Here is a 19,489-nt window from a genome sequence, read left to right as displayed (position 1 = left end):
GCGTCCCCGCCTGTACCGCCGGACAACCATGGCGCGTTAACCTTAACGCGCGCTTAACAGGGCCGGAAAAGACCGCGCGTCTTCTTCTCGGTTCAAATATCCTCCGGGGGACCGGGGGTGGAAAACCCCCGGCTTTTCGGGCCACAAGGAACGCAGACGTCAGGAGGAGGCGGCGGCATGACCATCAAGCTTCACTGCTTCGGCGAAAGCGGAAACAGCTACAAGGCCGCGCTGGCGCTGGAGCTGAGCGGCCTGGAGTGGGAGCCGGTCTTCGTCGATTTCTTCGGCGGCCAGTCCCGCACCCCCGAATGGCGCGCCGCCAACCCGATGGGCGAAGTGCCGGTGCTGGTCGACGGCGACATGCACCTGTCCCAATCGGGCGCCATCCAGCAATGGATCGCCGACCGCTCCGGCAAGTTCGGGGGCGACGGCGCGGACAAGTACCAAGTGCTGCGCTGGGTCCTCTGGGACAACCACAAGCTGTCCAGCCAGGCCGGAATGACCCGTTTCCTGATGAACTTCCTTCCCGAAGACAAACGCCCGACCGAGGTCATCGCCTTCTCTCAGGGCCGTCTCAAGGCCGCGTATGACACGCTGAACCGCCATCTGGACGGGCGCGACTGGATCGTGGGCGACGGCCTGACCAATGCCGACCTGTCGTGCTGCGGATATCTCTATTACCCCGAACCCTTCGGCTTCGACCGCGCCGACTGGCCCCATATCGACGCCTGGCTGGACCGCATCTCCGCCCTGCCCGGCTGGAAACACCCCTATGACCTGATGCCCGGCAATCCCTCGGATCGCCAACAAGGAGCCCCCACATGACCGAAGCATATATCTACGACGCCATCCGCACGCCGCGCGGCAAGGGCCGCGCTGACGGGGCGCTGCACGAGGTGACGGCCGCGCGCCTTTCGGCCCAGGTTCTCGACGGGCTGGCCGACCGCAGCGGCTTTGACGGGCACGCGGTCGAGGATGTGATCTGGGGCAATGCCACGCAGGTCATGGAACAGGGTGGCTGCCTCGCCCGGACCGCCGTTCTCGCCTCCAAGCTGGACGAGCGTATCCCCGGCCTGTCGATCAACCGCTTCTGCGCTTCCGGGATGGAGGCCGTGAACCTCGCCGCCAATCAGGTGCGGGGCGGCGCGGGCGATGGCTATATCGCGGGCGGCGTCGAATGCATGAGCCGGGTCGCCATGGGATCGGACGGCGCGGCCATCGCCGTCGACCCCTCCATCGCGATGGAGACCTATTTCGTGCCCCAGGGCATCAGCGCCGATATCATCGCCACCGAATACGGGTTCAGCCGTGACGACGTGGACAGCTTCGCCGTCGAAAGCCAGCGCCGCGCCAAGGCCGCCTGGGACGACCGCCGCTTCGACCGCTCGATCCTGACCGTGCGCGATGTCAACGGCCTGCCGATCCTCGACCACGACGAATACATGCGCCCGCAGACCGACATGCAGTCGCTCGGCAGCCTGAACCCCGCGTTTCAGGCCATGGGCGAGGTCATGCCCGGCTTCGACAAGATCGCCCTGATGAAATACCCCCACCTCGAGCGGATCGAGCATGTCCACACCGCCGGCAATTCCAGCGGCATCGTGGACGGGGCCGCGGGCGTCCTGATCGGCAACAAGGAGTTCGGCGAGAAGTGGGGCCTGAAGCCCCGCGCCCGCATCCGCGCCACGGCCAAGATCGGGACCGATCCGACCATCATGCTGACCGGCCCCGTCCCCGTGACCCACAAGATCCTGGCAGACCACGGCATGGCCATCCGCGACATCGACCTGTTCGAGGTGAACGAGGCGTTCTCGTCGGTCGTGCTGCGCTTCATGCAGGCCTTCGACGTCGATCACGACAAGCTCAATGTGAACGGCGGCGCCATCGCCATGGGTCATCCCCTGGGCGCATCGGGCGCGATCATCATCGGCACCCTGCTGGACGAGCTGGAGCGCGCCGACAAGGAAGTCGGCCTTGCCACCCTCTGCGTCGCGTCGGGTATGGGGGCCGCCACCATCATCGAGCGGGTCTGATGCAGAGCGCGCGGGACATTTATCAGCGCCACCTCGACATTGTGTCCGAGGCGGTCTGGCGGGGCGACATGGCGACCGTTTCGGCGGCCATGTCCTATCCCCACGAGATGCAGACCAATGATAGCACCCTGCGCGTCGAAACACCGGAAGACCTGCAAACCAGCGCAATCGGCTTTGTCGAAAGCCTTCGCAGGCAGGGGGCGACCGATTACCACCGGGTCTGCACCGAGGCGGAGTTCGCCACGCCCGGCTGTGACCGGATCGACGGCCAGCACATGGTGCATGTGCTCAAGGCCGGAACCTATGTCACCCCGCCCTTCGCCAGCTGGATGAGTCTGGCCCTGATTGACGGGGTCTGGCTCGGCATCGGCATCCGCGTTGCCGTCCGCAACAGCCAGGTGACTGTACTCAACCCCGCGCTGGTCAAGCGCAACCGCCAGGGCGACGCCTCGCCGCCCGACAAACTCTGAAACCAGGATAGCGCGCCTGCCCCCCGGGGCCGCCACCGTCCCGCACAGCCGACCGACAGGATAGACACATGACCGATTTCACGCTTACCAAGGACGCCGACGGCGTTGCCACCATCACCTGGGACGTCAAGGGCAAGTCGATGAACGTGCTCAGCCTCGAAGGCTGGGACGATCTGGACGCCTGCGTCACCGACGCACTGGCCGACGACGCCGTCAAGGGCATCATCATCACCTCCGGCAAGGACACCTTCGCCGGCGGCATGGACCTCAACGTCATCGCCAAGATGAAGGCGATGTCGGGCGACGACCCCGCCAAGGGGCTGATGGACGGCTTGATGAAATCCCACGCCATCCTGCGCCGCATCGAACGCGCCAACATGGACCCCAAGACCAACAAGGGCGGCAAGCCCGTGGCCTGCGTCCTGCCGGGCACCGCGCTCGGCATCGGGTTCGAGATCCCGCTGGCCTGCCACCGCATCTTCGCCGCCGACAACCCCAAGGCCAAGATCGGCCTGCCCGAGATCATGGTCGGCATCTTCCCCGGCATGGGCGGCACCACGCGCCTGTCCAAGAAACTGGGCGCCATGGCCGCCTCGCCCTTCCTGCTCGAAGGCAAGCTCAGCGATCCGCAGCGCGCCAAGGCCGCGGGCCTGATCGACGAGGTCAGCGCCGACCCGATGGCCGACGCCCGCGCCTGGGTCCTGTCGGCGACCGACGCCGATATCGTCAAGCCGTGGGACCAGAAGGGCTACAAGATGCCCGGCGGCGCCCCCTATCATCCCGCCGGCTTCATGACCTTCGTGGGCGCCTCCGCCATGGTGAACGGCAAGACCCAAGGCGCGTTTCCCGCCGCCAAGGCCCTGCTTTCGGCGGTCTACGAAGGCGCGCTCGTGCCATTCGACACCGCCCTGCGGATCGAGGCGCGCTGGTTCACCCATGTCCTCATGAACCCCAGCAGCGAGGCAATGATCCGCTCGCTCTTCATCAACAAGGAAGCGCTGGAAAAGGGCGCGAACCGCCCCGACGCGCCCGATCAGAAGGTCGCCAAGGTGGGCATCCTGGGTGCGGGCATGATGGGCGCCGGCATCGCCTATGTCTCGGCCAACGCGGGCATCGAGGTCGTACTGATCGACCGCGAACAGGCCGCCGCCGACAAGGGCCGCGCCTATTCCGAGGGCCTGCTCGACAAGGGCATGGCCCGCAAGAAAGTCACCGCCGAGAAGAAGGCCGAGGTTCTGGGCCGCATCACCGCCACCACCGACCTCCAGGCCCTCAAGGGCTGTGACCTCATCGTCGAGGCCGTGTTCGAGGATGTGGGCGTCAAGGCCGAGATGACCAAGGCGGTCGAGGCGATCGTGGGCGACGACTGCATCTTCGCCACCAACACCTCCACCCTGCCGATCACCGAACTCGCCAAGGCCAGCGTGCGCCCCGCGCAATTCATCGGCATCCACTTCTTCAGCCCCGTCGACAAGATGCTGTTGGTCGAGATCATCAAGGGCAAAGAGACGGGCGACCGCGCCGTGGCCAAGTCGCTCGATTTCGTCCGCCAGATCCGCAAGACGCCCATCGTGGTGAACGATGCGCGCTTCTTCTATGCCAACCGCTGCATCATCCCCTACATCAACGAAGGCATCCGCATGGTCGCCGAAGGCGTCTCGCCTTCGCTGATCGAGAATGCGGCCAAGCAGCTTGGCTTCCCCCTCGGGCCGCTCCAGCTGGTGGATGAGACCTCCATCGACCTCGGCGTCAAGATCGCCAAGGCCACCAAGGCCGCCATGGGCGACGCCTATCCCGACGGCGCGGTGGACGAGGTGCTGTTTGCCTTCGCCGATGCGGGCCGTCTGGGCCGCAAATCGTCGGCGGGCTTCTATGACTACGACGACAAGGGCAAGCGCCAGGGCCTCTGGTCCGAACTGGGCGCGCGCTATCCGCTGGCCGAGGATCAGCCCGACCTGCACGAGGTCCAGAACCGCCTGATGTTCGCCCAGGTCCTCGAAGCCGTCCGCGCGCTGGAGGAAGGCGTGCTGGAGGACATCCGCGAAGGCGACGTCGGTGCCATTCTCGGATGGGGCTTCGCGCCCTGGTCCGGCGGCCCGTTCAGCTGGCTCGACATCGTCGGTGCCCCCTGGGCCGCGGAAACCACGGGTGCGCTTGCGGCCAAATACGGCGACCGCTTCGCCACGCCGAAGACCCTCACCGAAATGGCCGCGTCCGGCGCCACGTTCTACGGCAGCGCGGCCCCCAAAGCCGCCTGACCTTCCCCGTGCCCCGCATGTCGGGACACGGTCTACCGGCGGCGGGCGCGCCACCCGCCCCTATCGAGCAGGCCCCGGGTGTCGCGCCACCGCCCGGGGTCATTTCGTTTGTGGTGGAGGGCGGCTGTGCGGACCTTGCTGCCGTTGGCTTCTTCGACAAAGCTCGTGTATTTCGATAAGGCTGTCGGTGACACTGCTGACGAAGGAACCAGCGACTCATGCCAATGCCGTGGACATATCGGCACTCTTCCAAGGAGTGGCGCGCTTTCCTTGATGACGTGAAAGAGCGCATGTCCCTTGAGTCGGACAACATGGCTTACACGGCCGTCGATGCGGTATTTCAGGTATTCCGGTGTCGTCTGACCGCTCAAGAGGGTTTGGAATTCGCAAGTGTTTTGCCCTGCGTTCTTCGTGCGATTTTTGTTCAAGACTGGGATGTTACGGAGCCTCGCGCGGCATTTGTTGGCCGAGAGGCGCTCATCTCGGAAGTCAAACAGGTGCGGGTGAACCACAACTTGACGCCAGACAATGCGATTGAGGCAACGGCATGGGCAGTTCGGCGCTGCACCAACGGAAGAGACTTCGAGCGCGTCTTAGCCAAGCTCCCGGTTGGAGCGCGCGCCTTTTGGCATATCGACGTTGCCGATCCTACCGAGCTTGAGCAACGGATCATCTAGCTGCTTTGCAGCATTCGGTGGGTATGGGCTCAAAGCGGTCATTCCGCCAAGACCTCGCACTCCCCTCCCAACTGGACGGAAACCGACACCCAAAGCGATCCGCGGCCCGAAGCTGAAGCCGCCCCTTGACGCGCCACACGAAACCCGCCCCCATCTGACCCACATCGCCTGGGGTGACCCGACCAATGACCCGAAAGGACCGTCCCGCATGATCGCCTATGTCACCGTCGGGGCCGATGACATCGCCCGAGCGAAGCGATTCTATGCGGCCATCCTGCCGCCCCTTGGCTACGACCTGACCGAGGGGCCCGAGGGGCTCAGCTTCGCCTTGCCCGTCGCGCCCGGTCACGCGCCGACGTTCCCCGACTTCTACGTCAAGCCGACCTTCGACGGACGGCCAGCCTCGGCCGGGAACGGGGCGATGACCGCGTTTCAGGCGGGCGGCCAGCAACAGGTCCGCGATCTCCACGCCGCCGCCCTTGCCGCGGGGGGCACCGACGAGGGCCAACCCGGCTTCCGCGCCTCCTATGGTCCGCAGTTCTACGTCGGCTATCTGCGCGACCCGCAAGGCAACAAGATCGCGCTCTTCTCCAGCAACCCGGATGAGCCGGGCCGCGACGGGTAACGGGCAAGCCCCGCGTGGTGCGCACCGAATGCAGTCCAGACCCCAGAGTCTGTGCGAAATTCAGGTATGACGCAGATCACCCGTGGATCACCCGCAGATCACCCCTGAAATTCGACGCCCCGAACGCCCCGGCAACAATCGCCCATAGAAACCCCAGACTGTCCACATTTCTGCCCCGATTGGCCGTCACCCTTTGCGGCGAAGCCCCCCAACTGACTGGGATATGGGAAATGAAACATCAACTCCGCGTGGTCGCCCTGGCGGCCATCACCACCCTCGCCTGCGCCCCAACGGCGCAGGCCGTGGACTTCACCCGCATCGGCACCGAAGACGCCTTCCGCTCCTATATCGCCGACCGCACCCTGGTCGATGAATTCGGCGGAACCCGCGTGTTCGCGGCCAACGGTGGCATCGGCGGTCAGCAGGACCGCGCCACCGTCTCGGGTGGGTGGGTCTGGAACAACGGCGCGCTCTGCCACCGCACCCGGCTGAACGGGCTGGAGGTGGAGCTTGATTGCAAGTATCTCTACATGCGTGGAAATATCGTGGTCATGCAGCAGAAGCGCGGCCGCTCGACCGAAGAAAGCTGGACCCTCCGCTAGGGTCTATTCCAGGGGGCGCAGCGCCGGTTCACCCGCCGCATGCATCGCCTGATAGGCCTCGCGCACGGCCTCCCGGTCCACGGGACAGGGCGGAGTCTCATCCAGATCGCACCACACCCCTTCGGCATCCACCTGCGCCGGAATCCCGAAGCTGATGCCGTAATACCGAAGGTCCGCCAGGGGCCGCTCGACGATCAACCCGCGCAGTCCCACAAGGTCCCGACAGGGCACCGACAGCGCCGCGACACCGCAGACCTTGCGCACGACCTGCCCCGACAGGATCACCCGCTGATCGGGCGACAACCGCAGGGGCCGCGCATTCCCGAGGCTGCCCACGGGCACCCGAACCGGCCAGATGTCACGGTGATACGCCCAATCCTGTCGCAACACATTCGTCTGCGCCACCCGCGACACCCGCCGCGGTCCGTCCTTGGTCAGGATGGAGTCCCCGACGGAAATCGCCTCGATCGCACGGGGCGCGGTCGACGTCGCAAAGAGCGTGCCGCTCATGAAACGCGGGATCGCATCGGGGGAGAGTTCGGAGATCGGAAAGGCCGGGCGGCTGAACAGAACAGGCTGGGTCATGGATGGGTTTCTTTCGTCCCTTGGGGTGTTGCGGCAGACACCGCTCACCATCCTGCCCGCCTCGCCCAGCGGAGGTGCGCGAAACTTTGCACAGGGCCGAAACCGGCAGGCTTACGCCGGATCGTCCCCGTCAAATCGGTAGGAAAACGCCGATATGTCCGCCGCGCAGAATTCCGCCACCCGGTCACGCCCCGCCGCATCGTAGTAGCCGCGCCAATCGCGGGCGCGGTCGGATCGGTTCACCACGGGCATGTCGATGGCAAAGCCAAGCAGCGTCTCGACCGGGGCCAGGTCCGTCGCCAGATGCTCCAGCCGCACGAAGATCGGATCCCGCCCGCCCGCGACATAGGACGCATAGGGATTGGCGCGGAAGCTGTTTGCCACGGCCCCATCCGCCAGAAAGGCGTCGAATGTCAGACCTTTGGCCGCCACGACGGCGGGATGTTCAAATGTCTGACATTTGAGCCAATGGTAATAGCTGACCACCCGGTCCCAGGGATTGCGCACCAGCAGGATGGGCCGCAGACCGTCCAGCACGGCATCGGGCAACAACCCGCGAATGTCGCGCAGGGTCGAGTGCTTCCACAGTCGCCCGGCGGTCTGCACGCCTTTCAGCCGGGCCTTGCGCCGCTGTGCCTTGGGGGTGTCCCCGATCAGGATGTCATCGGCCATCGCCCGCTCTTCCAGCGCAAGCGTCAGGGCCGTGCCCCCCGTCTTGGGCGCATGGACCATCACATAGCCACGTCCGGGCGAGACGATCATGCCACCTGCACCTGCCGACCGCGCAGTGCGATCATGCTGCCCGCCAACGCGATCAGGGCCAGACCCGTCAGCCCGAGCGCGCCGGTCGCCTGTCCCAGAAGCAGCCAGCCGAAGAGCGCCGAAAACCCGAGCACCGAAAACTCGAACATGCTGGCCACCGACGCCTCGGCCAATTGGTAGCCCCGGACCAGCAGGACGACGGCGACAAGGCTGCCCACGGCCTGCATCGCGATCAGGCCCCAGACCTGCGGCGTGGGCATGACCCAACCGCGCGACAGGAAGCTGTCCCCGCCGCCCGAGAGGATCACACCGCCAAGGCCCCAAAGCGCCATGAAGCCGAATATGCCAAGGGTCAGGCCAAGGGCATCTTCGCCCGCGCACCAGGCCCGCGTGGCTATCGCCGATACCGCATAGAAGGCCCCCGCGACCACGGGGATGAAGGTCAGCGCCGTGATCGACGACACATCGGGCGACAGCACCAGAAGGACGCCCGCGAATCCGATGACCACCGCCAGGACACGCACCGGCCCGACCCGCAAACCGAACAGCGCGACCGAAAACAGCAAGACCCACAGGGGAGCCGTGAAGAGCCCTGCCGCCGCCTGCGCCACCGGCATGAACCCGAGCGAGCCGAAATAGATGATCATCGCCGTCGAATTGAAGGCCGACCGCCCCAGGACCCCGCGCCAGTTCAACACCCGAAGCCGCCGCCCCGTCAGCACGAGGAACACCCCCGCCAGCGCGAACATCATCACCGACCGCAGCAGGTGAAACGTCCAGAGGCTCGAGGTTTCGGCGATGACCTGCACGTATTGGTCGATGAAGCCGATGATCGCCATCGCGACCAGGATCAACGACGCGGAGGCCAGCGGTCTGTTCTGCATTGCACCTTGTCCTTCGCCCGCGCGCCTGTGCAGTATTGCCCCCGGGATGGAGCAAGAGCAACGGGGGGTTCACATGGGCTGGATGCACGACGAAACGGGTCTGGACAGATGTGCCGCGAACCACGTGGCCCTGACACCGCTGTCGCATCTGGTGCGCGCCGCCGCGATCTGGCCCGGGCGCGAGGCTCTGGTCTACGGCGACATCCGGCGGACCTACGGGGACTACCGGGAGCGGGTCAGCCGCATGGCCTCGGCCCTCGCCCGGTTGGGTGTGGCCCCCGGCGACGTGGTCGCGACCCTTCTGCCCAATGTGCCCGCACAGGTCGAGGCGAGCTTCGGCGTGCCCGCCTGCGGAGCCGTGCTGAACACGATCAACACCCGGCTCGACGTGGATACCGTCGCCTATATCTTCGAACATGGCGGCGCGAAGGTCGTGCTGGCCGATACCCAATTCCTCGATCTGGCCGTGGCGGCATGTGCCACCCTCGCCATGCCGCCCGTCATCGTCGAGGTTCCGGACCTGGAGGCGGGCCTTCTGCCGACGGGCGACCACCCGACCTACGAAGACCTGCTGGCCCAGGCCGATCCCGATTTCGCCTGGCACATGCCCGCCGACGAATGGGAGAGCCTCGCGCTCAACTATACCTCGGGGACGACAGGGCGACCGAAGGGCGTCGTCTATCACCACCGCGGCGCCTATCTGATGACCATGGGCACCGTGGTCAGCTGGCGCATGGTGCTCTATCCCCGCCTTCTGGTCGTGGTGCCGCTGTTTCACTGCAACGGCTGGTGTCACAGCTGGATGATGCCGCTGGTCGGGGGCACGGTCGTCTGCCTGCGCGATGTGACTGCGCCCGAGATTTTCGGCGCCTTGGCGGACGAAGGCGTGACCCATTTCGGCGGCGCGCCAATCGTGCTCAACGCGCTGGTGAACGCGCCTGCCGACGCGCGTCGGCCGTTCGATCAGCACGTCGAGGTCTATACCGCCGGCGCTCCGCCCCCCGCCGCGACGCTGGCCCGGATGGAATCGCTTGGGTTCAACGTGACCCATGTCTACGGTCTGACCGAAACCTATGGCCACGTGGTCGAGAACGTCTGGCAACCGGGCGATTGGGACGCGCTGGATGCCACCGACCGGGCGGCCATGAAGGCGCGGCAGGGCGTGCCCTTCCCGATGATGGAGGGGGTGGAGGTCTTTGCCGATGATGGCCGCCCCGTCCCCGCCGATGGCGAGACGCAGGGCGAAATCGCGATGCGCGGCAATGCGGTGATGAAGGGCTACCTCAAGAATCCCGAGGCGACTGCAGAGGCATTCCAAGGCGGCTGGTTCCGATCGGGTGATCTGGGCGTCAAGCATCCCGATGGCTATGTCCAGATCCGCGACCGGGCCAAGGACATCATCATCTCGGGCGGCGAGAACGTCAGCTCGGTCGAGGTCGAGGGCGCGATCATGCACCATGACGCGGTCTCGCTCTGCGCGGTCGTGGCCCGACCCGATGACAAATGGGGCGAAGTGCCCTGCGCCTTCGTGGAACTGCGCGACGGCGCCGAAGTGAGCGAGGCCGATCTGATCGCCTTCGTCCGCGCCCGCCTCGCCGGGTTCAAGACGCCGAAATCGGTGGTCTTCGGGCCGCTTCCCAAGACGTCCACCGGCAAGATCCAGAAATTCGTCCTGCGAGAACGCGTCAGGGGATGAGGGGCACCACCGCAATCGACGGACTGGCCCGGCTGGAGACGACGGCTCTGTGGCGCCCCGAAGCGGGCGCGCAGCGGCGCGAGGTCTATGTCAGCATCGGCGAGGCGGAACTGGTCGTGCAGGACCGGGGGGGCACGGCGCTCAGCCATTGGTCCCTTCCCGCGCTGATCCGGCGAAATCCGGGTGAATCGCCCGCCATCTATGCCCCATCCGAAGGCGCGGACGAGGAATTGGAGATCGACGAAAGCGTGATGATCGCGGCGCTTGACCGGGTCATGGACGCCGTCGAGATGGGCCGCCGCAGGCCCGGGGCGCTGCGCCGTCTGACTGTGGGTCTGATCGCCGGTTTTTCGGTCGGGCTTCTGATCCTGTGGTTGCCAGGGGCCCTGCGCAACCACGCCGAAAACGTCATGCCCGCGGCGCAGCGCGCCGACATCGGCGACCGGATGATGACCGAATTGACGACCCTGACCGGTCCGCCCTGCGGATCGCCCACGGGGGACGAGGCGCTGCGGATCCTGCGCGACCGCCTGATCCCGACGTCGCCCGTGCGCTTCGCGGTGCTGCGCGACCTGCCGCAGCCGGCACTTGCACTGCCGGGCGGGTTGGTTGTCATTTCCGATGTCGTGCTGGTGACACAGGATGACCCGACGGTCGCGGCGGGTCACATCATGGCCGCCTTCCTGACCGCGCGCGAACGCGCCCCGCTCGGCACCTTTCTCGATGGGGTCGGGGCACAGGCGCTGGTCCGCATCCTCGCCTCGGGCGAAGTCCGGGACGAGACGATCACCGACCATGTCGAACAATTGCTGCTGCGCCCTCCGGTCGTTCTGGGGCCCGACGCCTTGCAGCCCGGTTTTGCCGCCGCCCGGCTGCCCTGGGCCCCCTATGCCGCCGCCACGGGCCAACCGTCGGGCGAGGCGCCGCCCACGGACATGCCGCCCGTGCTGGACGACATCACATGGCAGGCCCTGCGCGAGATTTGCGACAGCTGAAGCGCGGCGTCAGTGGGCCGTCTCGTCCACCGTCTCCACCGTGAAGAAGAACCCCTCGGGCTGATCTTCGAAAACCACCTCGTCCGGCACGCAATCGGGACCGGCCAGAAAGACATTGGACCCGAAGCTGGTGTGCATCCGGCTCAGCCGCTGCATCCGGTCGCCGGTGATTTCCGCATAGAACGCCCCGAAAGCCTCCCCGCTCTTGAGCGTCTCGATCCGGGTGCGATGCGCGGCGACGCAGGCGTCATGCTGCGCCGCGACCCCGGGCAGCGCCCTGAGCTTGGCCAGTTCCGCCTCGAGCGCGGGCAGCATCCGCTGGATCGAGGTATCTTCCTCGGCGTTGTTGTTCATCCGGAACCAATAGGCGAGGCCCTGATCCCGCTCCACATGGTTCACCCGCCCCCGGTCGCGCTTCACGAGGAAACTCTCGGCATCGCGCACCGCGTAGTGGTTCAACGTCGCCAGGGCGTAGCCATAGGTATCCACCGTCGAGCGCCAGCCATTTCGCAGCATCTCCTTCGGCATCTCCTGCCCCGACCCGTTGACCCAGGAAATCTCTTCCCAAAGGTCGGGCTTCAGGCCCTTGGGTCGATGCACGCCCATCTTCTTGTAGAGCCCCAGGTTGCGGAACAGCGTCTTGAACCCCCAGGCCTGATGCGGCTTGCGCGCCATTTCGGGGGCACAGCGGGTAAAGCGCGCGGGTGTCGGCATGTCGATGAAATCATGCAAGTCGGAATTTCCGAACAGCCGCCATGTCAGGGAGATCATGTTTGCATCGCCCACGGCGGCATAGAGATCGCGCAGATGCCCGCCCCCCGCGTGAACATTGATGAATTCGTCCACATCCATACAGATGGCCCACCCCGCCCGCGCCATGATCGGCTCGGCCTCGGCGGCTTGCAGCGCGGCGTGCTGCGGCTTGAGATCGGTGCCGCGAAACGGGTTTTCGCGGTGCTGCACCACGCCATGCGCCTGCAACAGGTCCAGCAGGGTATCGGTCCCGTCGGTGCAATCGTTGGTGTAGACCAGAAAGTCGTCCACGCCGATGGCGCGGTGATGGGCAATCCATTCCAGGATGAACGGCCCCTCGTTCTTCATGCAGGTCACGATGGCCGTCCGCCCCGGCACCGCCGCGGGCATCGCCGCCGACGACTGCGCGCCACCATCCGACGCGGGCGGCAGGACCGGGTCCGCCCCGAACCCGTCGCGCGCAAGTTTCAGCAGATCATCGTCGAGGATCAGGCCCGTCTTGGGTGCCAGCGGCAGGCCATCCGCCTCGGGACAGCGCAGCGCCATCGCCCGATAGAAAAACGCCACGTCGCGCGGATCGGGCTTCAACCCGCCCACCCGGACAAGGCGAAACGGCGCATCCTCGGGCACACGGGCCGGGTCGGCCACCCACCGGCGGTTGCCGCCCGGATTGTCGAACAGGTCGCAAATGTGATCGCCAAAGGTCGCCGCCTGCCCCTTGCGCACCCGCCAGGGATAGATGCGCCGCCCGACCAGCGACACGATGCCCAACTCCGATCCCTCCACCAGATCGAACGCCCGCCGACCAATCGGCATCGGGGCCAGCACATCGGTCACGTCCAGAAAGGCAACCGCCCGCGCCGCCGTCAGGAAGCGCCAGCGCAGCTGGTCGAGAAGGATCAGATGCCCAAGCGGCGCCGTCCAGGGGTCGGGTTCGGGTCGGGCCATGCGGTCCTTGCCGGGCGCATCGGGCGCCTGCATCGGGTGCCGTTCGCTGATCTCATCGGCCCCAAGCGGCAGGTCCGAGGTGACGCAGACGACCCGCGCCAGCCCCGCGATCGGCGCGTCCCGCAACGCGTCCCCCAGGTCGGCGGCCAGCGCCGTCTCTCCGGGCCGGGTCCGGTCCAGGATCAGCGCGGCATCCGCCCCCTGACCGTCCACGTGATGGCGCAGCCAGTCGTGCACCTGCCCGGCCGTCTGACCGTTGCGCACGCCCATCAGGACGCGCATCCCGGCAAAAAGCTCCGGCTCGGGCGCGGTCACGGGCAGAACCGCCGCGACGTCCGAAACCGGCAACTCGACCTCCGGCCCGCCCGCATCGCGCGCGCAGATCACCATCAGCGACCCGTTCACCGACACGACCCTGGTCGGCACCACGCCCCCCCGTGCCGCCAGACGCGCGGGCGCGACCCCGGCCCCGAGGAACAGGCGCAGCCGGTCCGGCCCGTCCGCCAGCACATCGAGCACCGGCACATCGCCCGCCATCCGGGCGGACAGGGCGCGCGTCTCAACCGTCATGACCGGGCCTTTTGCGCCGCTGCGTATTGCGCCAGCAACATGCGACCCAGGCCCGCCTCGGGCGCGCGGCTGCCTGCGGCCAGAACCAGACGGCCGCACAGCTTCGCGCCCTCGGGCGTGGCCAGAACCTGCGACAGGGCGGCGCGATGCCAGTCGCGCGCCGCACCCTCGGCCCCTGCGACCCCCGGCAGAGCGCGCAGCCGGGCCGCAACCTGGGCTAGGACGGGAAGTTGGGGCTTGATCATGGCGCAGCGCGTCTCGTTGAAGTTCCGTTCCACCCAATATTCCAGGTCGATGGCCTTGCCCACATGATTGGGCAATCCGCGCCCCCGTTTGACCAGAAATTCGTGAATCGACCGTGTCGAATAATGGTTCAACTGCACCAGCCGGTCCTCGACCACGATACCGCCGCGCCAGAGCAGGATGCGCTTGCCGTCCGCCGCCAGATCGTCGTCGCGCCGCCCGGTGTCATCGCAAAAGACCGGCGGGCGCGATTGCTGCGGTCGATGGATACCGAAGCCGGCAAAGGGACCGTCGCGGCGGAACAGCGTCTTGATGAAGCTGCCGAGCGCCGGAAACGCCATTCCGGGCGGCGCGGCCCGGTCGAACCGCACCGGCGTGCTGCCGTCCCCCGCCTCCAGCCGCCCGGCGCAGCCGAACAACCGCCAGGGTAGCGCAATCGCCTCGGCACCGGGCATGGCGTCGATCAGACCGGGCAAATCCGTCGGACCGTTCAGGGCGATATATTCGTCCGGGTCGATGTGGAGCAGCCAATCGGCCTCGGCACAGGCCGGATGATCCCAGGCGTCGGCCATGGCGCGCCATTGCGGCTTGGCCCCGCCGTCGCCCAGAATGTCGCCCTGCGGACAATGGATGACGCCTTCGGGGGCCAGCGCCTCGACCAGCGCTTCGGTCCCGTCGCGGCAATCGTTGGTATAGGCCAGCACCCGGTCCACCCCGAGCGCGCGCAGATGTGCAACCCAGTCGACCAGGAACGAACCCTCGTCGCGAAGACAGGTGACGACGGTGATCCGGGGCGTAGGTCTGGTGTCTGGCATGGCTCTCACTGACGGACGATCGATCGGCGCGGCCCCCGATCATTGCGCATACGGGGACAATACAATCGGAATATAAACCAAATTTGGCCTTTTTTGGCCTGAACGCACCGGTTTTCCGGGTTAGGCTGGACCTAGCCCTATCTTGCGAGGATTCCCATGCCGGCCACAGCCCATCAGTCCATGACCCGTGCCGAGCACCGAGTCGCCCTGACGGCCGCGGCGGGCGAGGTCGGCTATCTGCGACAGGTCGGCGACGATCATCTGGCTCTGCACCGCGACGGCGGCGACACCCTCGTGGTCAGCTTCGAGATGCTCGATGACATGCGCGACCGGCCCGGTGGCCTGCCGATCAGCACCGGGGTCGCCCGCAAGAAGGGTTGGGCCACCCTCGACATCATGGCCGAGGGGCGGACCTGGTTTCGCGAGGATGATCTCTTCGACTATTTCGACGGGCTGACCGACGACGGGTTCTTCGACGACTACGACAGCGTTGTCTTCATGGGCGGCGGGATGGGCGCTTACGGCGCGGCCGCCTTCTCGGTCGCGGCACCCGGATCGACCGTCTTTCTGGTGCAGCCCTACGCGACGCTGGCCCGCGACATCGCCCCGTGGGAGCGGCGCTTCCGCTCCAGCTGGGTCCTGCCGTTCGGGCCGCGCTACAGCAATGCGGCGCGGATGATCGACGGCGCGCGCCGCGTCTTTGTCGTGACCGACCCGACCGAAGACGCCGACGCCATGCACGCAAGCCTGTTTCAGGGCGACCATGTCACGCGCCTGCCTGCCCCCCATGCGGGCGGTGATATCCTGGCGCGTCTGGACGGGATCGGCATTCTTGACCGGCTTGTCGCCGCCGCCGAGGCCGACACCCTGACCCCGCTGCGCTTTGCGCAACTCTGGCGGGCCCGGCGCGATCACGCGCCCTGGCTGACGGGATTGCTGCGCAAGACCGACCGGATCGACCGCCCCTGGCTTCAGGCGCTGGTCGCAGGGCACATCCTGCGCAAGACAAATGGTCCGGCGGCCCGCCGTCGCCTGAATGCCGCGCTGTCGAAATTGGCCGCCGAGGGCCGCAAGGCCCCCGGAAATCTGGAACCGAGCGCCCCGCAACGCGGCGACCGGACCCTGCTGGCGGGCGAATAACCCGCCCTTCGCCTCAGCCCTGCGGCGCCGTCTCGAAGCGGACGTTCGGCCCGAGGGACGAGATGAACAACCGGCGCACCCCGTCCACATCCGTCACGAAGATCTCGGCCCGGGCACCCGGACGGCCGTCCGGCCCCAGGGGCACCGGCGTCGCCTCGATGGTGAACCGCTGTGCCGTGCCGCTCTGGTAGAAGGCGACCGTGAACGGCAGGGCGTAACCGCAATCCTGCGTGACACCGGACCAGCCGCCGGTCTGTCCTTCGGGGCGGTCGGCGACGCAGCGCGCGCCATCGGACATGCGCAGGGTCAGACGGTTGGGCGTCGCCGAAGCGTCGGCCACGCGCACCTGCCCGGACGGCACCGGCGTGGAGGTGGCGCCGCCAGCGCCGGAAATGGGTTGGCACGCGGCAAGAGCAAGAGGAACAAGGGCAAGGGCAAGGGCAAGGATGGGGCGCATTCGGGCCTCCGTTTTTGGCAATTCAGAGCGGCCAGATCAAAGGGATCAGAACCGACGCGAGGAGAGCGATCACGATGTTCATACCGATTCCTACGCGTATGAAATCGGTAAACCGATATCCGCCCGGACCATAGACCAACATGTTCGTCTGATATCCGATGGGTGTCGAAAAGGCACAACTCGCCCCCACCATCACCGCCACGACCAGCCCGCGCGGGTCCACCCCAAGCGTCTGACCCAGGGCAATGGCGATCGGCGTCACCACCACGGCGACGGCATTGTTGCTGACCACTTCGGTCAGCGTGGAGGTCAGCGCAAAGACCGCCAGCACCAGGAGCGGACCGGGCAGCCCCGTCAGGAAGGGCGCGATGGCGGCCACGATCATCTCGACCGCGCCCGACGCCTCGAGCGCGGCGCCCACGGCCAGCATGGCAAAGATCATCGCCAGAAGCCGCCCCTCGACAAAGCCGAAGGCCTCGTCCGCATCGACCGACCGCGTCAGCAGGACGATGACCGCCCCGATCACGGCCAGGGCAAGGATGGGCACGCTGGTCAGCGCCGCCATCGCCACGATGCCCGCCACCACGGCCACGGGGATCCAGAACCTTTCGCGGCGATAGGCCTGTTCGCGCGGCTGGCTCACCTCGACCAGGTTCTGATCGAGGGCCAGGCGGTGAATATCCTCTGCGTTCCCCTCCAGCAAAAGCGTGTCCCCGACCCGCACCACGATATCGTCCAGCTGACCCGAGATGTTGCGATCCCGCCGGTGCAAGGCCAGCACATAGACACCGTACCGCCGCCGCAGACGCAGCGCGCCCAAACGCCGGCCCACCATGCTGGCATCGGGAGTGATCAGGATTTCGACGGTCGTCGTCTCGACCGCGCCCACCTGGTCGATGCGCTTGAGGTCCGGACTGCGCTGCAACGTCAGCAATTCCGCGATCTCGGTGCGCAGGACCACCCGGTCCCCCATCTGCAGGGTCACCCCCTTCAGATCCCGGCGCAGCGACGCATCCCCGCGCAGCACGTCGATCAGGCGCACGCCGTCGCGCTGGAACAGCTTCACGTCCAGCACCTCGCGTCCGATCAGGTTCGAGTCGGGCGGAATAACCGCTTCGGCAAAGAACTTGGCCGATTTTCGCGACTTGCCCAGCATTGCGGCCATCGACGTCCGGTCCGGCAACAGGTGCCGCCCCACCAGATAGAGATAGGCCATCCCCGCAATCGCCAGCGGCACGGCCAGCGGCGACACCTCGAAGATGGTGAACGGCTCGAGCCCCCGCGCCCGCGCCACGCCATCCACCAGCAGGTTCGTCGACGTCCCGATCAGGGTAATCGTCCCCCCCAGGATCGACGCATAGCTCAGCGGGATCATCAACTTCGACGGCGCGATCTTCATCGCCGCCGCCAATTGCACGAAGACCGGGATCATCACGACCACCACCGGCGTGTTGGCCACGAAGGCCGACGCCACCAGAACGAAGGCCAGAAGCATGGCAATGGCCAGTTTGGGGCGCGTCCCCACCTGCCCTTCGGCAAAGCGCGTGAACCAGTCGAGCGCGCCGGTCCGCACCAGGGCCCCCATCAGAAGAAACATGACCGCGATAGTCCAGGGCGCCGGGTTCGCCAGCACCGCCAGCCCCGCGTCATAGGGCAGGATGCCCAGGACCAGCAGGAAAGCCGCGCCCGACATGGCGACAACCTCGGTCGGATAGACCTCCTTTATGAACAGGGCCAGCATCACCGCCAGCGTGGCCAGCGTGATCCAGGCTTCCGACCCGGCCGGCAGGTCCAGCAGGCTCATGCCTCCGGCCCCGACTGCGACAGGCGTCCGCCGACGCGCACTTGTGTGACCGTCCGCGCAAGGCCCGTGGCATCCTCGGTCTCGACGAAAAGACCACAGAGCGTCGCCTCCCCGCCCGCAGGTTCGAACCGCGCGCGGGTCATGCCCGTCACGAAACGCCGCAAGGGCTCCGTCTTATCCATCCCGATCACCGAATCATAATCGCCGCACATTCCGGCATCCGACTGATACGCCGTCCCCTTGGGCAGGATCCCGGCATCCGCCGTGGGCACATGGGTGTGGGTGCCGACCACGACACTCGCCCGCCCGTCGCAGAAGTGCCCCATGGCCATCTTCTCGGACGTGGCCTCGCAATGCACATCGACCAGCGTCGCGTGGACCGCCCGGCCCAGGGGATGCGCGTTCAGCACCGGGTCGATGGCCGAAAACGGATCGTCATAGGGCCGCGACATGAACACCTGCCCCAGAACCTGCGCCACCAGCAGCTTGCGCCCGCCGATGTCGAACACCCGCCACCCCTTGCCCGGGGCCTGCTTGGCAAAGTTGATGGGGCGCAGGATGCGGGCATCCTGTTCGATGGCCTGCATCATGTCCTTCTGGTCGAAGGCATGATCGCCCAGGGTCACGACATCGGCCCCCGCTTCGAACAGGTCCTTGGCCTGCGCGGCGTTGAGGCCCCGGCCCGACGACGCGTTCTCGCCATTCACCACCACGGCATCCAGCCGCCAGTCGCGACGCAGCCCCGGCAATCGCTCGCTCACCGCGCGCCTGCCGCTTCGCCCCATCACATCGCCCAGAAAAAGAATACGCATTGGATCGGGTTACGCCCGCTTGCCCGGCCACGCAACGTCCAACAGGTTGCGCGCGGCATTCTCGCGCTGCCTCGGGGTGGCGACCAGCCGCCCCTCGCCGACCGGGGCGCGCGCAGGGTGCGGTGGAGACCACGGCGAAACGGCCCGCCCGCCCCAAAGGACTTGGATCGTCCTCCACATCAAAGCAGACGCCCCCGACCGCCGACATCGCCCCCCCGTCACTATCCCATCTCTTCTCTGCTTCCCAAATACTCAAGCCGTCCCCTCAGCCTGTCCGGACCCACCCCGAGTCACGTCCGACGCAGATCACCCGTGGATCACCCGTCCATCCGCTACAGTTTTCGACGTATTTTCACGGCC

At 66.8% G+C, this 19,489-nt stretch carries 18 protein-coding genes; 10 read left to right on the top strand and 8 right to left on the bottom strand.

Going from position 1 to position 19,489, the window contains the following annotated elements; all coding sequences use genetic code 11:
- Nucleotides 1-177: 177 nt before the first annotated feature.
- From BM002_RS00090 to BM002_RS00060, 7 genes are all read left to right on the top strand, one after another.
- The gene (locus BM002_RS00090) at nucleotides 178-825 is read left to right on the top strand and encodes a glutathione S-transferase family protein (protein WP_092775834.1); all 648 of its coding nucleotides are present in this window, start codon (nucleotides 178-180) and stop codon (nucleotides 823-825) included.
- Nucleotides 822-2,033 carry an acetyl-CoA C-acetyltransferase gene (locus BM002_RS00085; RefSeq protein WP_092775831.1) on the top strand — a complete coding sequence of 404 codons (1,212 nt, stop codon included), beginning with the start codon at nucleotides 822-824 and terminating at the stop codon, nucleotides 2,031-2,033. Before BM002_RS00090 ends, BM002_RS00085 begins: the two co-directional genes overlap by 4 nt.
- Nucleotides 2,033-2,503: a hypothetical protein gene (locus tag BM002_RS00080; RefSeq protein ID WP_092775828.1), complete on the top strand. Its 471-nt coding sequence runs from the start codon at nucleotides 2,033-2,035 to the stop codon at nucleotides 2,501-2,503. The genes BM002_RS00085 and BM002_RS00080 overlap by 1 nt, the downstream gene beginning before the upstream one ends.
- Before the next feature lie 68 nt (nucleotides 2,504-2,571).
- The gene (locus BM002_RS00075) at nucleotides 2,572-4,761 is read left to right on the top strand and encodes a 3-hydroxyacyl-CoA dehydrogenase NAD-binding domain-containing protein (protein ID WP_092775825.1); all 2,190 of its coding nucleotides are present in this window, start codon (nucleotides 2,572-2,574) and stop codon (nucleotides 4,759-4,761) included.
- Between the two features lie 218 nt (nucleotides 4,762-4,979).
- The gene (locus BM002_RS00070; RefSeq protein WP_092775822.1) at nucleotides 4,980-5,438 is read left to right on the top strand and encodes a DUF2267 domain-containing protein; all 459 of its coding nucleotides are present in this window, start codon (nucleotides 4,980-4,982) and stop codon (nucleotides 5,436-5,438) included.
- A gap of 208 nt (nucleotides 5,439-5,646) precedes the next feature.
- Nucleotides 5,647-6,063, top strand: a complete 417-nt coding sequence (locus tag BM002_RS00065) for a VOC family protein (RefSeq protein ID WP_092775819.1) — start codon at nucleotides 5,647-5,649, stop codon at nucleotides 6,061-6,063.
- Between the two features lie 230 nt (nucleotides 6,064-6,293).
- A complete protein-coding gene (locus BM002_RS00060; RefSeq protein WP_092775816.1) occupies nucleotides 6,294-6,665 on the top strand; it encodes a hypothetical protein in 372 nt (123 codons plus the stop codon).
- Between the two features lie 3 nt (nucleotides 6,666-6,668).
- Here the strand turns inward: BM002_RS00060 and BM002_RS00055 are convergent, their stop codons facing one another.
- The 3 genes from BM002_RS00055 to BM002_RS00045 all read right to left on the bottom strand — a co-directional run bounded on the left by BM002_RS00055 (nucleotide 6,669) and on the right by BM002_RS00045 (nucleotide 8,896).
- Nucleotides 6,669-7,250, bottom strand: coding sequence for a Hint domain-containing protein (locus BM002_RS00055; RefSeq protein WP_175484755.1), 582 nt, complete (start codon nucleotides 7,248-7,250; stop codon nucleotides 6,669-6,671).
- Nucleotides 7,251-7,361: 111 nt separating this feature from the next.
- On the bottom strand, nucleotides 7,362-8,012 hold the full coding sequence (locus tag BM002_RS00050; protein ID WP_092775809.1) for a sulfotransferase family protein: 651 nt from the start codon (nucleotides 8,010-8,012) through the stop codon (nucleotides 7,362-7,364).
- On the bottom strand, nucleotides 8,009-8,896 hold the full coding sequence (locus BM002_RS00045) for a DMT family transporter (RefSeq protein ID WP_092775806.1): 888 nt from the start codon (nucleotides 8,894-8,896) through the stop codon (nucleotides 8,009-8,011). The genes BM002_RS00050 and BM002_RS00045 overlap by 4 nt, the downstream gene beginning before the upstream one ends.
- A gap of 73 nt (nucleotides 8,897-8,969) precedes the next feature.
- Here BM002_RS00045 and BM002_RS00040 point away from each other — a divergent pair, with 73 nt between their 5' ends.
- The gene (locus BM002_RS00040) at nucleotides 8,970-10,592 is read left to right on the top strand and encodes an AMP-binding protein (protein WP_092775803.1); all 1,623 of its coding nucleotides are present in this window, start codon (nucleotides 8,970-8,972) and stop codon (nucleotides 10,590-10,592) included.
- On the top strand, nucleotides 10,589-11,587 hold the full coding sequence (locus BM002_RS00035; protein WP_092775800.1) for a hypothetical protein: 999 nt from the start codon (nucleotides 10,589-10,591) through the stop codon (nucleotides 11,585-11,587). The genes BM002_RS00040 and BM002_RS00035 overlap by 4 nt, the downstream gene beginning before the upstream one ends.
- 9 nt (nucleotides 11,588-11,596) lie before the next feature.
- Here the strand turns inward: BM002_RS00035 and BM002_RS00030 are convergent, their stop codons facing one another.
- The gene (locus BM002_RS00030) at nucleotides 11,597-13,858 is read right to left on the bottom strand and encodes a glycosyltransferase family 2 protein (RefSeq protein WP_175484754.1); all 2,262 of its coding nucleotides are present in this window, start codon (nucleotides 13,856-13,858) and stop codon (nucleotides 11,597-11,599) included.
- On the bottom strand, nucleotides 13,855-14,916 hold the full coding sequence (locus tag BM002_RS00025) for a glycosyltransferase family 2 protein (RefSeq protein ID WP_092775797.1): 1,062 nt from the start codon (nucleotides 14,914-14,916) through the stop codon (nucleotides 13,855-13,857). The genes BM002_RS00030 and BM002_RS00025 overlap by 4 nt, the downstream gene beginning before the upstream one ends.
- Nucleotides 14,917-15,096: 180 nt before the next feature.
- Here BM002_RS00025 and BM002_RS00020 point away from each other — a divergent pair, with 180 nt between their 5' ends.
- On the top strand, nucleotides 15,097-16,056 hold the full coding sequence (locus BM002_RS00020) for a hypothetical protein (protein WP_092775795.1): 960 nt from the start codon (nucleotides 15,097-15,099) through the stop codon (nucleotides 16,054-16,056).
- A 13-nt stretch (nucleotides 16,057-16,069) separates the two neighbouring features.
- On the opposite strand, the gene BM002_RS00015 is transcribed toward BM002_RS00020, so the two are convergent.
- The 3 genes from BM002_RS00015 to BM002_RS00005 are packed head-to-tail and all read right to left on the bottom strand — an operon-like array spanning nucleotide 16,070 to nucleotide 19,129.
- A complete protein-coding gene (locus BM002_RS00015) occupies nucleotides 16,070-16,513 on the bottom strand; it encodes a hypothetical protein (protein WP_092775791.1) in 444 nt (147 codons plus the stop codon).
- Nucleotides 16,514-16,535: 22 nt separating this feature from the next.
- The gene (locus BM002_RS00010) at nucleotides 16,536-18,317 is read right to left on the bottom strand and encodes an SLC13 family permease (RefSeq protein ID WP_092775788.1); all 1,782 of its coding nucleotides are present in this window, start codon (nucleotides 18,315-18,317) and stop codon (nucleotides 16,536-16,538) included.
- A complete protein-coding gene (locus tag BM002_RS00005) occupies nucleotides 18,314-19,129 on the bottom strand; it encodes a TIGR00282 family metallophosphoesterase (protein ID WP_092775784.1) in 816 nt (271 codons plus the stop codon). The genes BM002_RS00010 and BM002_RS00005 overlap by 4 nt, the downstream gene beginning before the upstream one ends.
- Between the last annotated feature and the right edge of the window lie 360 nt (nucleotides 19,130-19,489).

Origin of the sequence: Jannaschia pohangensis (assembly GCF_900113875.1) — a bacterium.
GTDB classification, from domain to species: domain Bacteria; phylum Pseudomonadota; class Alphaproteobacteria; order Rhodobacterales; family Rhodobacteraceae; genus Jannaschia; species Jannaschia pohangensis.
The sequence above is the reverse complement of the archived record's forward strand: the minus strand, read 5'-3'. Positions and strand labels throughout refer to the sequence as shown.

Coding starts and splice junctions, on each gene's coding strand:
- BM002_RS00025 (WP_092775797.1), bottom strand. CDS start 14,916: ATGCCAGACACCAGACCTACGCCCCGGATCACCGTCGTCACCTGTCTT.
- BM002_RS00070 (WP_092775822.1), top strand. CDS start 4,980: ATGCCAATGCCGTGGACATATCGGCACTCTTCCAAGGAGTGGCGCGCT.
- BM002_RS00045 (WP_092775806.1), bottom strand. CDS start 8,896: ATGCAGAACAGACCGCTGGCCTCCGCGTCGTTGATCCTGGTCGCGATG.
- BM002_RS00015 (WP_092775791.1), bottom strand. CDS start 16,513: ATGCGCCCCATCCTTGCCCTTGCCCTTGCCCTTGTTCCTCTTGCTCTT.
- BM002_RS00055 (WP_175484755.1), bottom strand. CDS start 7,250: ATGACCCAGCCTGTTCTGTTCAGCCGCCCGGCCTTTCCGATCTCCGAA.
- BM002_RS00020 (WP_092775795.1), top strand. CDS start 15,097: ATGACCCGTGCCGAGCACCGAGTCGCCCTGACGGCCGCGGCGGGCGAG.
- BM002_RS00065 (WP_092775819.1), top strand. CDS start 5,647: ATGATCGCCTATGTCACCGTCGGGGCCGATGACATCGCCCGAGCGAAG.
- BM002_RS00010 (WP_092775788.1), bottom strand. CDS start 18,317: ATGAGCCTGCTGGACCTGCCGGCCGGGTCGGAAGCCTGGATCACGCTG.
- BM002_RS00080 (WP_092775828.1), top strand. CDS start 2,033: ATGCAGAGCGCGCGGGACATTTATCAGCGCCACCTCGACATTGTGTCC.
- BM002_RS00030 (WP_175484754.1), bottom strand. CDS start 13,858: ATGACGGTTGAGACGCGCGCCCTGTCCGCCCGGATGGCGGGCGATGTG.
- BM002_RS00040 (WP_092775803.1), top strand. CDS start 8,970: ATGGGCTGGATGCACGACGAAACGGGTCTGGACAGATGTGCCGCGAAC.
- BM002_RS00060 (WP_092775816.1), top strand. CDS start 6,294: ATGAAACATCAACTCCGCGTGGTCGCCCTGGCGGCCATCACCACCCTC.
- BM002_RS00035 (WP_092775800.1), top strand. CDS start 10,589: ATGAGGGGCACCACCGCAATCGACGGACTGGCCCGGCTGGAGACGACG.
- BM002_RS00050 (WP_092775809.1), bottom strand. CDS start 8,012: ATGATCGTCTCGCCCGGACGTGGCTATGTGATGGTCCATGCGCCCAAG.
- BM002_RS00005 (WP_092775784.1), bottom strand. CDS start 19,129: ATGCGTATTCTTTTTCTGGGCGATGTGATGGGGCGAAGCGGCAGGCGC.
- BM002_RS00075 (WP_092775825.1), top strand. CDS start 2,572: ATGACCGATTTCACGCTTACCAAGGACGCCGACGGCGTTGCCACCATC.
- BM002_RS00085 (WP_092775831.1), top strand. CDS start 822: ATGACCGAAGCATATATCTACGACGCCATCCGCACGCCGCGCGGCAAG.
- BM002_RS00090 (WP_092775834.1), top strand. CDS start 178: ATGACCATCAAGCTTCACTGCTTCGGCGAAAGCGGAAACAGCTACAAG.